The 13,031-nt window shown below is 68.0% G+C and carries 11 protein-coding genes; 7 read left to right on the forward strand and 4 right to left on the reverse strand.

Annotation, left to right across the window (positions count from 1 at the left end):
• Window positions 1-163: 163 nt before the first annotated feature.
• From D6850_RS03735 to D6850_RS03750, 4 genes are all read left to right on the forward strand, one after another.
• Window positions 164-835: a hypothetical protein gene (locus D6850_RS03735; RefSeq protein WP_121163894.1), complete on the forward strand. Its 672-nt coding sequence runs from the start codon at window positions 164-166 to the stop codon at window positions 833-835.
• A gap of 49 nt (window positions 836-884) precedes the next feature.
• A complete protein-coding gene (locus D6850_RS03740) occupies window positions 885-2,222 on the forward strand; it encodes a PQQ-like beta-propeller repeat protein (RefSeq protein WP_245964087.1) in 1,338 nt (445 codons plus the stop codon).
• Between the two features lie 48 nt (window positions 2,223-2,270).
• Window positions 2,271-3,728, forward strand: a complete 1,458-nt coding sequence (gene der, locus D6850_RS03745; RefSeq protein ID WP_121163898.1) for a ribosome biogenesis GTPase Der — start codon at window positions 2,271-2,273, stop codon at window positions 3,726-3,728.
• Window positions 3,729-3,889: 161 nt separating this feature from the next.
• Window positions 3,890-4,975, forward strand: coding sequence for a DUF2235 domain-containing protein (locus D6850_RS03750; RefSeq protein ID WP_121163900.1), 1,086 nt, complete (start codon window positions 3,890-3,892; stop codon window positions 4,973-4,975).
• A 1-nt stretch (window position 4,976) separates the two neighbouring features.
• Here D6850_RS03750 and serS read toward each other — a convergent pair whose 3' ends face one another.
• The 4 genes from serS to D6850_RS03770 all read right to left on the reverse strand — a co-directional run bounded on the left by serS (window position 4,977) and on the right by D6850_RS03770 (window position 9,457).
• Window positions 4,977-6,272, reverse strand: coding sequence for a serine--tRNA ligase (gene serS, locus D6850_RS03755; protein WP_121165082.1), 1,296 nt, complete (start codon window positions 6,270-6,272; stop codon window positions 4,977-4,979).
• Between the two features lie 92 nt (window positions 6,273-6,364).
• Window positions 6,365-6,967: a DUF1989 domain-containing protein gene (locus tag D6850_RS03760; RefSeq protein WP_166433981.1), complete on the reverse strand. Its 603-nt coding sequence runs from the start codon at window positions 6,965-6,967 to the stop codon at window positions 6,365-6,367.
• Between the two features lie 17 nt (window positions 6,968-6,984).
• A complete protein-coding gene (locus tag D6850_RS03765) occupies window positions 6,985-8,682 on the reverse strand; it encodes an ABC transporter substrate-binding protein (RefSeq protein ID WP_121163904.1) in 1,698 nt (565 codons plus the stop codon).
• Window positions 8,683-8,758: 76 nt separating this feature from the next.
• Window positions 8,759-9,457 carry a glutathione S-transferase family protein gene (locus D6850_RS03770; protein ID WP_121165084.1) on the reverse strand — a complete coding sequence of 233 codons (699 nt, stop codon included), beginning with the start codon at window positions 9,455-9,457 and terminating at the stop codon, window positions 8,759-8,761.
• 143 nt (window positions 9,458-9,600) lie between these two features.
• Here D6850_RS03770 and rpiA point away from each other — a divergent pair, with 143 nt between their 5' ends.
• The 3 genes from rpiA (at window position 9,601) to hflK (ending at window position 13,030) form a co-directional block, all read left to right on the forward strand.
• Window positions 9,601-10,389 (forward strand): ribose-5-phosphate isomerase RpiA, encoded by a 789-nt coding sequence (gene rpiA, locus D6850_RS03775; protein ID WP_121163906.1) that lies wholly within the window; start codon window positions 9,601-9,603, stop codon window positions 10,387-10,389.
• Between the two features lie 18 nt (window positions 10,390-10,407).
• Window positions 10,408-11,763 (forward strand): glutathione-disulfide reductase, encoded by a 1,356-nt coding sequence (gor, locus tag D6850_RS03780; RefSeq protein WP_121163907.1) that lies wholly within the window; start codon window positions 10,408-10,410, stop codon window positions 11,761-11,763.
• A 97-nt stretch (window positions 11,764-11,860) separates the two neighbouring features.
• On the forward strand, window positions 11,861-13,030 hold the full coding sequence (hflK, locus tag D6850_RS03785; protein WP_121163908.1) for an FtsH protease activity modulator HflK: 1,170 nt from the start codon (window positions 11,861-11,863) through the stop codon (window positions 13,028-13,030).
• Window position 13,031: the final 1 nt, after the last annotated feature.

The raw sequence follows: 13,031 nt of genomic DNA on the forward strand, positions 1-13,031 counted from the left end.
ACATTTCAATGGAAAATACGCTGAACTAACCGGTTCAATTTAATCATGCGCCCCGCGCGGCGCAATACGTGGCCGGCGCGCAACACGCCCGGCCCTTGGCAGGGCTGGGTGGACGCGTTAAGAGGGGCCGGATCAAGATCACCGCACGCGTCACGAGGCCGCTTTGAGCAATACCGACAGTTTCATCGACGAAGTGACCGAAGAGGTCCGCCGCGACCGCTTGTTCCGCCTGATGCGCCGCTATGGCTGGATCGCGGTGCTGGCCGTCATCCTGCTGGTCGGCGGGGCGACCTGGCACGAATGGCGAAAGGCGCAGGAGCGCGCCACCGCGGAGGCGCTGGGCGACGACATCATCGCCGCGCTGAACGCCGAAGACGGCGCCGCGCGGGCCGCCGCGCTCGAATCGATCGAAACGCCCGAGGGACGCGCGCGCACTGTGATCGACATGATGGCCGCGTCCGAGCAGATGGACGAGGCGCCGGGCGAGGCCGCCGCGCGCCTGATGGCGATCGCCGACCGCTCCGACGTGGAGCAGATCTATCGCCAGATCGCCACGCTCAAGGCGGTGATGATCCCCGACAGCGGCCTTGACGCGCAGGACCGCCGCGAGCGGCTGGACGGCCTCGCGCTGGGCGGCGGGATCGTGCGGCTCTTGGCCGAGGAACAGCTCGCCTATCTCGACATCGAGGCGGGCGATACGGAGAAGGCCATCGAACGGCTGAACCAGATCGCCGCCGACGCCGGCGCGACGCCGGGCTTGCGTCGCCGGGCGACACAAGTGATTGTGGCCCTGGGTGGCGAACCCGCCGGGACGCAGGATGACGCGGACGAGTGACGTCATCGGCGCGAAAGGCGCATAAGTGCATAGACGGGGGACGTAAACGGTGAGACGCAATGCTTTGATGCTTGGCCTGGCGGCGCTCGGGCTTCTGGCCGCCTGCGCCAAGGAGGACGAGGTTCTCACCGGCGAGCGCGAGAACATCTTCGCCGTCGTCGGGGACGCCGAGGCCGACAAGATACCCACCATCGCCGCCGCATCGGTCAATGACGGCCCCGCCCCGATCAGCCTGCCGCCCGTGCAGGTCAACGCCGAATGGCGCCAGGCCACCGGATCCGCCAGCGGCCGCGCGGCGCATCCGGCGCTTTCGGCCGCGCCGCAACTGGTCTGGTCCGCGAATATCGGCAAGGGCGACAGCGCGCGCAGCCGGATCACCGCGCAGCCGGTGGTCGCGGGCGGGCGCGTCTTCACGCTTGACGCCAATGCGACGGTCAGCGCGCATTCCACCTCGGGCAAGGCGCTCTGGACCGCCAATCTCGTGCCGGTCAACGATTCCCCCGGCGACGGATCCGGGGGCGGGCTGGCCTTTGGCGACGGCAAGCTCTTCGTTTCCAGCGGCTTTGGCCGGCTGACCGCGCTCGACCCGGAGAGCGGCGCCGAGATCTGGGAGCAGGAGTTGCGCCAGACCGCCACCGGCAGCCCCGCCGTCTATGGCGACCTGGTCTACCTGGTCGCGGGGGATGATGTCGCCTGGGCGCTCGACACCGGTACCGGGCGGATCAAGTGGCGGCTGACGGCTACGCCCGACATCAACAACATGCTCGGCGGGCCCGCGCCCGCCGTTTCGGACAAGTACGCAGTCTTCGCCTTCGGCTCGGGCGAGGTGCAGGGCGCGTTCCGCAAGGGCGGACTGCGCCTCTGGGACGCGCAGATCGCCGGACGCCGCCACGGACTGGCGCAGTCGCGCGTGAACGACATCGTCGGCGATCCGGTGATCGACGGCGAGCGGCTTTATGTCGGGAACCAGTCGGGACGCATGGCCGCGCTCAGGATCTCCAACGGCGAGCGCATCTGGTCCGCCGACGAAGGCCCGATGAGCCCGGTCTGGCCTGCGGGGGGCGACATCTTCATGGTGACCGACCGCAACGAACTGGTCCGGCTGGACGGCGAGACGGGCGCGCGCGTCTGGGGCGCTCGGCTGCCCTTCTTCACCAAGGACCGCCCGCGCCGCCAGGCCGAGGTCTATGCCCATTACGGCCCCGTCATCGCGGGCGGGCAGGTGGTGGTCGCCTCCAATGACGGCTACCTTCGGTTCTTCGATCCCGTGTCGGGCGCGCTGCGCCGCACGGTCGCGGTGCCCGGCGGCGCGACCACCGCGCCGGTCATCGCGAACCGCACGCTCTATGTCGTGTCGACCAAGGGCGTTCTGCACGCTTTCCGTTAGGCCGCGAATGGGGTAACAGGGCGTTCTGATCCGCCCCGGAGCCGCGACATGACTTTCAGCCTTGCCATCGTGGGCCGCCCCAACGTGGGCAAATCCACGCTCTTCAACCGCCTTGTCGGCAAGCGTCTTGCGCTGGTGGACGACCAGCCCGGCGTGACACGCGATCTGCGCGAGGGCGCGGCGCGGCTGGGCGATCTGCGCTTTACCGTCATCGACACGGCGGGGCTCGAGGAGGCGACCGACGAGTCCCTGCAGGGCCGTATGCGCAAGCTGACCGAGCGCGCGGTCGAGATGGCCGATATCTGCCTTTTCATGATCGACGCGCGCGTCGGCGTCACCCCCGCGGACGAGATCTTCGCCGATATCCTGCGCAAGCGGGCGAAACACGTCATCCTCGCCGCCAACAAGGGCGAGGGATCGGCGGCGGACGCCGGCGTGCTCGAGGCGTATGGCCTCGGCCTCGGAGAGCCGATCCGCCTGTCCGCCGAACATGGCGAGGGGCTGAACGATCTATACGCGCATCTCATGCCGCTGGCCGACGGGTTCGCCGAACGCGCCCGCGCAGAGACGCCCGAAACCGATGTCGCGCTGGACGACGACGATGCGGACGGCCCCCGCGTCCCCACCAATGAGCGGCCCTTGCAGGTGGCGGTCGTGGGTCGGCCCAACGCCGGGAAATCGACCCTCATCAACAGGATATTGGGCGAAGACCGTCTGCTGACCGGTCCCGAGGCCGGGATCACCCGCGACGCGATCTCGCTTCAGCTTGACTGGGACGGGTTGCCGGTGCGCGTCTTCGACACGGCGGGCATGCGCAAGAAGGCCCGCGTGCAGGAGAAGCTCGAAAAGCTGAGCGTCGGCGACGGGCTGCGCGCGGTTCGCTTCGCCGAGGTTGTGATCGTGCTGCTGGACGCCGCCATCCCGTTCGAGCAACAGGACCTGCGCCTTGCCGATCTCGCCGAGCGCGAGGGGCGCGCGGTCGTGGTGGCGGTCAACAAATGGGACGTGGAGCCCGAGAAACAGCAGAAACTGCGGGATCTGCGCGAGAGCTTTGAACGCCTTCTGCCGCAATTGCGCGGCGCGCCGCTGGTGACCGTGTCGGCGCGCACCGGCAAGGGGCTCGACCGGCTGCGCGCGGCGGTCGAGCAGGCGCATGACGTCTGGAACCGGCGCGTCAGCACCGCGCAGCTCAACCGCTGGCTGACAGGAATGCTCGAGCAGCACCCGCCCCCCGCGCCGGGCGGCAAGCGGATCAAGCTGCGCTACATGACGCAGGCCAAGACCCGGCCCCCCGGTTTCGTGGTCATGTGCAGCCACCCCGAGAAGATGCCCGAGAGCTATACGCGCTACCTCGTGAACGGGCTGCGCGTCGATTTCGACATGCCAGGCACGCCGATCCGGCTGCACCTGCGCAGCCAGTCGGACAGGAACCCGTACAAGGGCAGGAAGAAATCGACGCCCTCGCGCCTGCGCAAGCACCTCGGCAAGGGGCCGAACACGAACTGAGTCCGCTGGCTGTCCGTGCGGGCGCCCGGTCGGTGGACGGGTATCTCCCCTTCTGCGGAGGCGCGTGGTGGCGCAAGCGGGGCGTTTTACGCTTCCGGATTGTGTCGTAAGCTGGCTTGGGCAAGCCCCGCCCGCGCCGAGCCACGGAGACCACTCGCGCCATGACCCGCATCGTCATACTCTGCGACGGCACCTGGAACGCGCGCAACGCGGCCATCCCGACCCATGTGGCCACGCTCTCGCGCGCGCTGACGAGCGATCCGACGCGCGGGCAGGTGGTGGCCTATTTCGCTGGCGTCGGGACCGACAGGCGGTTCGACGGGCCGGTGATGCGGCTGGTGAACCGCTTCGGCGGCGGGATCTTCGGCTGGGGGCTGGATGCGAAGGTCAAGCAGGCCTACCAGTTCATCGCGCAGGTTTATCGACGGGGTGACGAGATCTGCCTCTTCGGGTTCTCGCGCGGCGCCTATACCGCGCGTTCGCTCGCCGGGATGATCCGCAAATGCGGGATCGCGCGCGACACCAGCCCCGCCGGCATCAACGCCGCTTACGCGCTCTACCGCCTGCCGGGCGAGCGCAACCATCCCGACGCGCCCCGGGTGCGCGCCGAACGCGCGCGGCTGTCGCCGGAATTCGCGACCTCGAAAGCGGATCAGGAATGGCGCGGCGACGGCTCGGCGCTGGTCGACATCGCCTATGTGGGGGTCTGGGACACGGTGGGTGCGCTCGGGATCCCGGTCGCGCTGTTCGGGGGGCTGGCCTATTTCTGGAACCGCCGCTACCGGTTTCACGACACCGACCTCTCAAGCCTCGTGCGCGCCGCGCGCCATGCCGTAGCACTTGACGAGATGCGCGTCTTCTACGCGCCCGCGCTCTGGAGCAACCTCGACGACGTGGAAGGCCGGCAAGGTCTGAACAAGGGCGACACCGGCCCGGCGCGCTCCTATCAGCAGGTCTGGTTCGTGGGAACGCATGGCATCATTGGCGGCAGTGGCGACACGCCGGCGCTTAGCGCCTATACGCTCGACTGGCTGCTCGGGGGTGTGCCGGACCTGCTGCTCGCAGACGGCGCGGCGGACGGGTTTCCCCGTCCCGATGCGCGCGTCGCGAGCGACGAACTGCCGGTGCGCGCGGGCTGGCTGCGCCGCTGGCGTAAGGGGCCGAAGCGGGAATGGGAGGTGCATTCCTCCGTGCGGGAGCGTTACAGCGAGGTGAGCGATTACCGCCCCGGCAGCCTGCGCCTTTGAATCAGGTCAGCGCGCCGTCGGGCGTCAACCGCGTCCGGCCGCCGAGATAGGGATGGATCGCTTCGGGAAGCGCGACCGACCCATCCGCCTGCTGCCCGTTCTCCAGCACCGCGATCAGGCACCGCCCCACGGCGAGACCGGACCCGTTCAACGTATGCACGAAGCGCGGCTTGCCGCCGTCTTCGGGTTTGAAGCGGGCGTTCATCCGCCGCGCCTGGAAATCGCCGCAGACCGAGACCGACGAAATCTCGCGATAGGCGTCCTGCCCGGGCAGCCAGACCTCGATATCGTGGGTGCGGCGCGCGCCAAAGCCCATGTCGCCGGTGCAGAGCGCCACGGTGCGGTAGGGCAGGCCGAGCGCCTCAAGGATACCCTCGGCGCAGCGTGTCATGCGCTCAAGCTCGTCCCGGCTGTGATCGGGGTGGGTGACGCTGACCATCTCGACCTTCTCGAACTGGTGCTGGCGCAGCATGCCGGCGGTGTCGCGCCCCGCACTGCCCGCCTCGGAGCGGAAGCATTGGGTATGGGCGACGTAGCGGCGCGGCAGGTAGCCCTCATCCACGACCATGCCGTTCACGATGTTGGTGAGCGTGACCTCGGCCGTGGGCACCAGCCACCAGCCGTTGGTGGTGCGATAGCTGTCCTCGCCGAACTTGGGCAATTGTCCGGTCCCGAGCATCATCTCGTCGCGCACCAGCACCGGCGTCCATGTCTCGGTGAGGTCGTTCGTGTCGACATGCGTGTTGATCATGAACTGCGCCAGCGCGCGGTGAATGCGCGCCACCGCGCCCGAGAGCACGACGAAGCGGCTGCCCGAGAGCTTCGCCGCCGTCTCGAAATCCATGCCGGGCAGGACGCCGGGGATCTCGTAATGCTCTTTCGGCGCGAAATCGAAGGTGGCCGGCGCGCCCCAGCGGCGCAACTCGACATTGTCGGCCTCGTCCGCGCCCTCGGGCGTGTCCTCAAACGGCAGGTTGGGCAGGCCCATCAGCATCTCGGTCAACTGCGCATCCAGTTCCTTGGCCTCGGCCTGCATGGCGGCGACCTCGGCCTTCTTCTCGCCGACCAATGCGCGCAGCCTCTCGAACTCTGCCGTGTCGCCGCCGGCCTTGGCGGCGCCGACCTGCTTGCTGGCCTTGTTCTGCTCGGCTTGCGCGGTTTCGGCGGCGTTGATGCGCGCGCGCCGCGCCTCGTCAAGCGCGAGGATCTCGCGCGCCATCGCCGACTCGCCAGGACGCCGCGTGAGCGCGGCGTCGAAGGCGTCGGGGTTTTCGCGGATGGCCCGGATGTCGTGCATGGCTTGGTCCTCGGTCGGGTGAATCGGCTCGCGCGCCTTATGCACCAGATTTCCGCGATGGTGTAGGGCGGGGTTTCACCCCGCCGCCCCGCTCATGACACGCTGACCGCCAGTTCAGTCGGGCCGCCCGAGGCGTTGATCGCCCAGCTATCGGTTGGCAGATCGAACGGGCACGAGGACACCGCGCAGATGAGATCCATCCGCGCAGTGAGCAGGACGTATCCGCCCGGCTTCACGCTGTTGGGCGGCGACACGAGGCTGCCATCCGGTTGGGCGGAGACGTCCATGAAGAAGTTGACCGGCTGGGGCACCACGTCGATCTGGTAGCCCAGCCGCCGCATCGCGATATGCAGGTTCTCGGCGCAGTTGGGGTGGTGCCCCTCGTGCCCGAAGAACTCATAGCGGACGTGGTCGCAGGCCGGGATCATCATGTCGTGCACGCCGTCCGCGCCGTCCTCGGTGAAGTCGAGCATCGGGCGGCGGAACCGCGACAGGAACGCGTCGCCCTGCCGGGGCCGGGCGCGAAAATGCGCGGCCCAGGTGTGGTTGGGGGACAGCCATTCGCCGATATTCTGCGCGTTGAAGGCGAAGAAATCGGCCGTCTGCGCGCCTTTGGGCGTCTCGATCCTGATACGTTGGCCTTCGGCCACCCGAAAGGCGGCGCCCTGCCGGGCGGGGATGATGTGTTTGTCCATGTTGCTTTCCTTCCGTTTCAGGGGCCCTTGCGGCCCGCCTGGCTCCATCGCAACTCCGCGGGGCGGATCTCGAACGCGATGTTGTGGCCGCCGCCCTGCAACCCTTCGACCGTGTGGTTGAAGAGCCGGCGCCAATAAGGCTGCACCGTGACCGCGTCCTCGCGCACCAGCGCCTCGAGCTCGGCCATGATGGCGCGGCGCTTGTCGATGTCGAGCGTCGCCAGCGCGTCCTCCAGCAGCGCGTCAAAGCGCGGGTTGGACCAGCCAAACTCGTTCCAGGGCTCGCCCGAGCGGTATGCCAGCGCGTAGGTCTGCACGCCCAGCGGGCGATGGCCCCAGTCGGTGGTGCTGAAGGGGTAGCGCACCCAGTTCGCCCAGAAATCCACGCCCGGCACGATCTTGCGGCGCACCTTGATGCCGGCGTCGGTCAGGAGCGCGGCGGCGGCGTCGGCGGTGTTGCGTCGCCAGTTGTCATCGAGCGAGACGAGCTCGTGCTCGAAATCGGCAAAGCCCGCTTCCTCCATCAGCGCCTTCGCGGCGGCGGGGTCGAGGACGGGGGGCGGCATCGGCGCATAGGCCGGATGCAGCGGGGAGACGTGGTGGTTCTCGGCCAGCTCGCCGCGGTCGTTATAGCCGAGTTCGAGCAGGATCGCGTTGCTCATCGCCAATTGCAGCGCACGCCGGACCCGCTGGTCGGCATAGGGCTTGCGCCCGTCGATTTCCGCCTTCTGGTTGCCGCGGATCACGATGGTGGCGGCGGTGATGACGGTGTTCTGCACCCAGCCCTCCATCGCGTCGAATACGTCGATGAATTCGCCCTCGACCGAATGGGTCATGTCGATCTGCCCGGCCAGCGCGGCGGCGGCGTAGCTGGCCGGATCGGTGCCCAGGTCGATGAACTCGATCCGCTCCATCCAGGCGCCGTTGCCGGCGTTCCACCAGTCATGCGCGTCGTTGCGCACCAGCACCGCGCCGCGCCGCGGCTCCACCCGCTCGGGCAGGTAGGGGCCGGTGCCGACGGGGTTTTCCATCATGGTCTCGGGGTCGAACCCCCGCGGCACGATGGCGGCCGGATAGTCGGCCATGCCGGCGATCAACGATATGTCGGGCCGCGGCAGGTGCAGCGCCACGGTATGCGCGTCGATTGTCTCGACCGCGCCGTGCAGCAGGCGGTCGGTCTCGGGATCGACAAGCACGGCAAAGCGCCCGGCCATCGAATTGGCCGGCACGGTGCGGTCGCACCAGCGCGCGATGTTGTGGGCGACGTCGCCGGCGGTGAAGGGCGCGCCGTCATTCCACGTCACGCCGGGGCGCAGGTGAAGCGTGTAATGCTGCGCGTCCTCGCTGATTTCCCAGGCCTCGAGAAGCTGCGGGCGGAACGTGCCGTCGTTTTCGTAGCTCACCAGGTATTCCAGCCAGCCGCGCGTGACGTTGGCGGCCTGAAACCAGTCGAAGGTGCGCGGATCGGCCAGCGGGCGCACCTCCATCTGGATGCGCACGTCGGTGCGTTCGGACGGTGCGGCGTTGGCGTCCGCCGCCTGCGCGCGTGCTGGCTGGGCAAGCCCCAACATGGCATAGGCCGTGGCGGTCGAGGCGCCGAAACTGCTGGCCAGCGCGAGGAATTCGCGCCGGTTCACCGGATCCGCGGCCATACCCGCGGCCTGCCCGGTGATCGCCGGGGGCAGGGGGCGGCCGGAACGGGTGAGCCAGGTCATGTGCGTGTCCTTTCGCGCGGGCGTGCCTTCCTTTGTCCGACAAAGCGGGGCGGATGGCAAATCCCAAGTCGCGCGGTCAGGTCGCGCTGCCCTCGGGCGGCGTGGCGTGGCGCGGGGCCGAGAAAGGCGTTTCGCCCAGACCCTCGGCGCGCTTGGCTTTGATGGCGCTGGGCCGTGTTTCGACCCGTTGGGCGAGCGCGCGCAACGCGGACCATTGCGACAGGTTGAACCAGCTGCAGTCGCCCGAAGGATAGAGCGCCGTCCAGCGCAGCATCGGCGCGAGGTAGAGGTCGATCATCGTCGGGTCCGCCGCGCCGAACACGCCGCCGGCGTGCCGCTCGAGCGTGTCGAACTGGCGGGTGAGATCGGCCTGCGTTCCGGCCAGCAGTGCGGCGTGCGCCGCGCTGTCGGGGCCGATGTATTTCTCGGGGTAGAAACGCATCCGCAACGTGGGATGGACCGTGTTGGCGAGAAAGATCAGCCATTTGAGAAAGTCCCCCCGCGCCGCGTCTCCGGGCGCGGGCGCCAGCGCGCCAGGATGCGCCTCGTCCAGCCAGAGCAGGATCGCCGCCGTCTCGAAGATCGCGCCATGGCGGGTCTCGATCGCCGGGATCAGCCCGTTGGGATTGATCGCGCGGTAGGCGGGGCCCTCCTGCGCGCGGGCGGCGCGATCCACAAGCGCGGCATCATAAGGCAGGCCCAGCTCCTCGAGCGCGAGGCGGATGATGAGCGAGGCGTTGTCGGGCGCGTAATGCAGGCGGATTCGGTCGGTCATGCCCATCAATAGCGCGGTTCGGGCGTGCAGGCGAACACCCGATGCGCGCATCCGCCGGGCTGCGTGCAATCCTTGGCGATTCGGCCTCGCACCCCGGGCCCATCTTCCCTATACCTGTCGCAAAGTTCTGAGGAGTCGCCGCCATGACCGGAGAATTGTCGCCCATCGACAAGGCCAAGTTCGTCGCCGCCAAGCGCGCGGTCGATTACGTCGAGGACGGGATGCGCGTCGGCTTGGGCACCGGCAGCACCGCGGCGTGGATGGTGCGCTGCCTGGGTGAACTTGTGCGCGAGGACGGGCTGAAGATCCGCGGCGTGCCGACATCGACCCGCACCGCGCAGCTCGCCCGCGAGGTGGGGATCGAGGTGATCAGCCTCGATGAGGCGAAATGGCTCGACCTGACCATCGACGGCGCCGACGAATTCGACGGCGAGCTGAACCTCATCAAGGGCGGCGGCGGCGCGCTCTTGCAGGAAAAGATCGTCGCTACCGCCAGCGACCAGATGATCGTGATCGCCGATGCGGCGAAGGAGGTCGAGCGTCTAGGCGCGTTCCCGCTGCCGGTCGAGGTGATCCCGTTCGGCTGGCAGACGACGCGCGCGCTGCTCGAGGAGATGCTGATCTCGGTCGACGTGATGGGGCGCGACGTGACCCTTCGGATGAACGGCGATCATCCTTACGTCACCGACGAGGGCAATCATATTCTCGATCTGCATCTCGGGCGCATCGGCAACGCGCGGCAGGTGGCGATGGTCCTGAACCAGATCCCCGGCGTGGTCGAGAACGGGCTTTTCGTCGATATCTGCGACGTGGTGGTGATCGGCTACGGCGACGGGCGGGTCGAGATGCGCGACATCAACGAAGGCACGGTCGAGAAGGATCGGCTTGATTTCGTGGAGAGCGAGAACCTCTTCACGGACATGATGGACTGAGGCGGCGAGAGGACAGGCATGACATTCGACTACGACCTTTTCGTCATCGGCGGCGGCTCGGGCGGGGTGCGCGCGGCGCGGGTGGCGGCGGAGACGGGCGCGTCCGTGGCGCTGGCCGAGGAGGACCGCTACGGCGGCACCTGCGTGATCCGCGGCTGCGTCCCGAAGAAGCTGATGGTCTACGCCAGCGGCTACCCGACGGAAATGGAGGACGCGCGCGCGTTCGGCTGGACCGTGCATGCCGGCGGGTTCGACTGGGACGCGTTCCGCGGCAAGCTGCACGCGGAGCTCGACCGGCTCGAAGGGGTCTATCGCGGGTTGCTCGCCAACAGTCGCGTGGCCACCTATGACGCGCGCGCCACGCTGAAGGACGCGCATACCGTCGCGCTGTCGAGCGGCGCGGAATTCACGGCAAAGCACATCCTGATCGCGACCGGCGGCTATCCAATGCGCCCCGATCTGCCGGGGGCCGAACATGGAATCGTGAGCGACGACATCTTTCACTTCGATATGTTGCCGAAATCGATCCTGATCATCGGCGGCGGCTACATCGCCTGCGAATTCGCCTGCATTCTCAACGGCCTTGGCGTCCAGGTGACGCAGTATTACCGCGGCGCGCAGATCCTGCGCGGTTTCGACGACGAGGCCCGCGGGCTGATCGCGGAAGAGATGATCGGGGCTGGCGTCGATCTCAAGCTCGGATCGACCGTGCGCGAGGTGACCCCCGACGACGCGGGCTATCGCGTGAAGACCACGACCGGCATAGAGAAGGTGTTCGACCAGGTGTTTCTCGCCACCGGACGAAAGCCCAAGACCGAAGGTCTGGGCCTCGAGGAGATCGGCGTCGAACTGGGCCGGAACGGCGAAATCGTCGTCAACGAGTATTCGCAGACCGCCGTGCCGTCGATCTACGCCATCGGCGACGTGACGGATCGCGTCAACCTCACGCCGGTCGCGATCCGCGAGGGCATGGCCTTTGTCGAAACCGTCTTCAAGGGAAACCCCACGCCGGTCGATCACGAGTTGATCCCCTCGGCGATCTTCACCCAGCCCGAACTGGGGACTGTCGGCATGTCCGAGGAAGAGGCCCGCGAGAAGGAGCCGGTCGAGATCTATTGCACCTCGTTCAAGCCGATGCAGCAGGCCTTTGCCGGACGCGCCAACCGGGTGCTGATGAAGCTGGTGGTCAGCAAGGAGAGCCGCCGGGTGCTGGGCTGTCACATCGTCGCGCCCCAGGCCGGCGAACTGATTCAGATGGCCGGGATCGCGGTCAAGATGGGCGCGACCAAGGAAGAGTTTGATCGCACCTGCGCCGTGCATCCAACCATGTCGGAAGAGCTGGTGACCATGAAAACCCCTGTTCGCAGCGCCTGATCGGGGGTCTTGCGGGTTGAATTTCGCCCGGGACTATACAGTTTGGAAGGAACGTCACGCGCCGCATGCGGCGCCAAGGCAGAAGGAACGAAGGTAAATGGCAGGACAGTCTGGCGGCCCCTGGGGCGGCGGCGGCAATTCTGGGGGCGGATCGGGCGGTCGTAACGGCGGCGGCGAGCGTCCCGGCGGCAACCGTCCCGGCGGCGGGCGCAGGCCCGAGGGCGGCGGCCCGCCCATCCCCGAGATCGAGGAATTGATGAAGAAGGGTCAGGACCAGTTGCGCGTGCTCATGGGTGGGCGCGGCGGCGGTGGCGGCGGAGGCGGCGCCGGCGGCGGTTCCGGAGGGCCGCAACTGACGAGGGGCACCGTGATCATCGGGCTGCTTGTCGTGGTGGGGCTCTGGCTCTTCGCCAGCTTCTACACGGTCAAGCCCGAGGAGCGCGCGGTCGAGCTGTTCCTCGGGGAATACCACCGCACCACGGGCCCGGGGCCGCACCTCGCGCCCTGGCCGCTGGTGACCTATGAGAAAGTCGTCGTGACGAGCGAGCGCAACGAGGATATCGGCGTTGGCGGGCGGGGCTCGGAACAGGGTCTTATGCTGACCGGGGACGAGAACATCGTCGACATCGATTTCCAGGTCGTCTGGAACATCAGCGACCCGTCCAAGTACCTGTTCAACCTGCGCGACCCGCGCATGACCATCCGCGCGGTGTCCGAGTCGGCCATGCGCGAGATCATCGCGCAATCGCAGCTGGCGCCGATCCTCAACCGCGACCGGGGCGCGATCGCCTCGCGGCTCGAGGATCTGATCCAGTCGACGCTGGACAGCTATGACAGCGGCGTGCAGGTGGTGCGCGTCAACTTCGACAAGGCCGACCCGCCGCACCAGGTGATCGACGCCTTCCGCGAGGTGCAGGCCGCCGAACAGAAACGCGACCGGCTCGAGAAAGAGGCCGACGCCTACGCCGCGCGCGTATTGGCGCAGGCCCGAGGCGAGGCCGCGCAGACGCTGGAAGAGGCCGAAGGCTACCGCGCGCAAGTGGTCAACGAGGCCGAGGGCGAGGCGAGCCGCTTCTCGGCGGTGCTGGGCGAATACCGCAAGGCGCCCGAAGTGACGCGCAAGCGGCTCTACCTCGAGGCGATGGAGGACGTCCTGGGCGACATGGACAAGATCATCCTCGACGAAAACCAGACCGGCGGCGGCGGATCGGGCGTGGTGCCCTACCTTCCGCTGAACGAGCTGCGCAAGAATTCCGGAGGCCAGTAAG

It is taken from the genome of Roseovarius spongiae (assembly GCF_003651245.1).
In the GTDB taxonomy this organism is placed as follows: Bacteria; Pseudomonadota; Alphaproteobacteria; order Rhodobacterales; family Rhodobacteraceae; genus Roseovarius; species Roseovarius spongiae.

What these genes read in the sequence shown, in the direction of transcription:
- der (WP_121163898.1), top strand. Translation starts at nt 2,271, where the DNA reads ATGACTTTCAGCCTTGCCATCGTGGGCCGCCCCAACGTGGGCAAATCC.
- D6850_RS03750 (WP_121163900.1), top strand. Translation starts at nt 3,890, where the DNA reads ATGACCCGCATCGTCATACTCTGCGACGGCACCTGGAACGCGCGCAAC.
- serS (WP_121165082.1), bottom strand. Translation starts at nt 6,272, where the DNA reads ATGCACGACATCCGGGCCATCCGCGAAAACCCCGACGCCTTCGACGCC.
- D6850_RS03760 (WP_166433981.1), bottom strand. Translation starts at nt 6,967, where the DNA reads ATGGACAAACACATCATCCCCGCCCGGCAGGGCGCCGCCTTTCGGGTG.
- D6850_RS03765 (WP_121163904.1), bottom strand. Translation starts at nt 8,682, where the DNA reads ATGACCTGGCTCACCCGTTCCGGCCGCCCCCTGCCCCCGGCGATCACC.
- D6850_RS03770 (WP_121165084.1), bottom strand. Translation starts at nt 9,457, where the DNA reads ATGACCGACCGAATCCGCCTGCATTACGCGCCCGACAACGCCTCGCTC.
- rpiA (WP_121163906.1), top strand. Translation starts at nt 9,601, where the DNA reads ATGACCGGAGAATTGTCGCCCATCGACAAGGCCAAGTTCGTCGCCGCC.
- gor (WP_121163907.1), top strand. Translation starts at nt 10,408, where the DNA reads ATGACATTCGACTACGACCTTTTCGTCATCGGCGGCGGCTCGGGCGGG.
- hflK (WP_121163908.1), top strand. Translation starts at nt 11,861, where the DNA reads ATGGCAGGACAGTCTGGCGGCCCCTGGGGCGGCGGCGGCAATTCTGGG.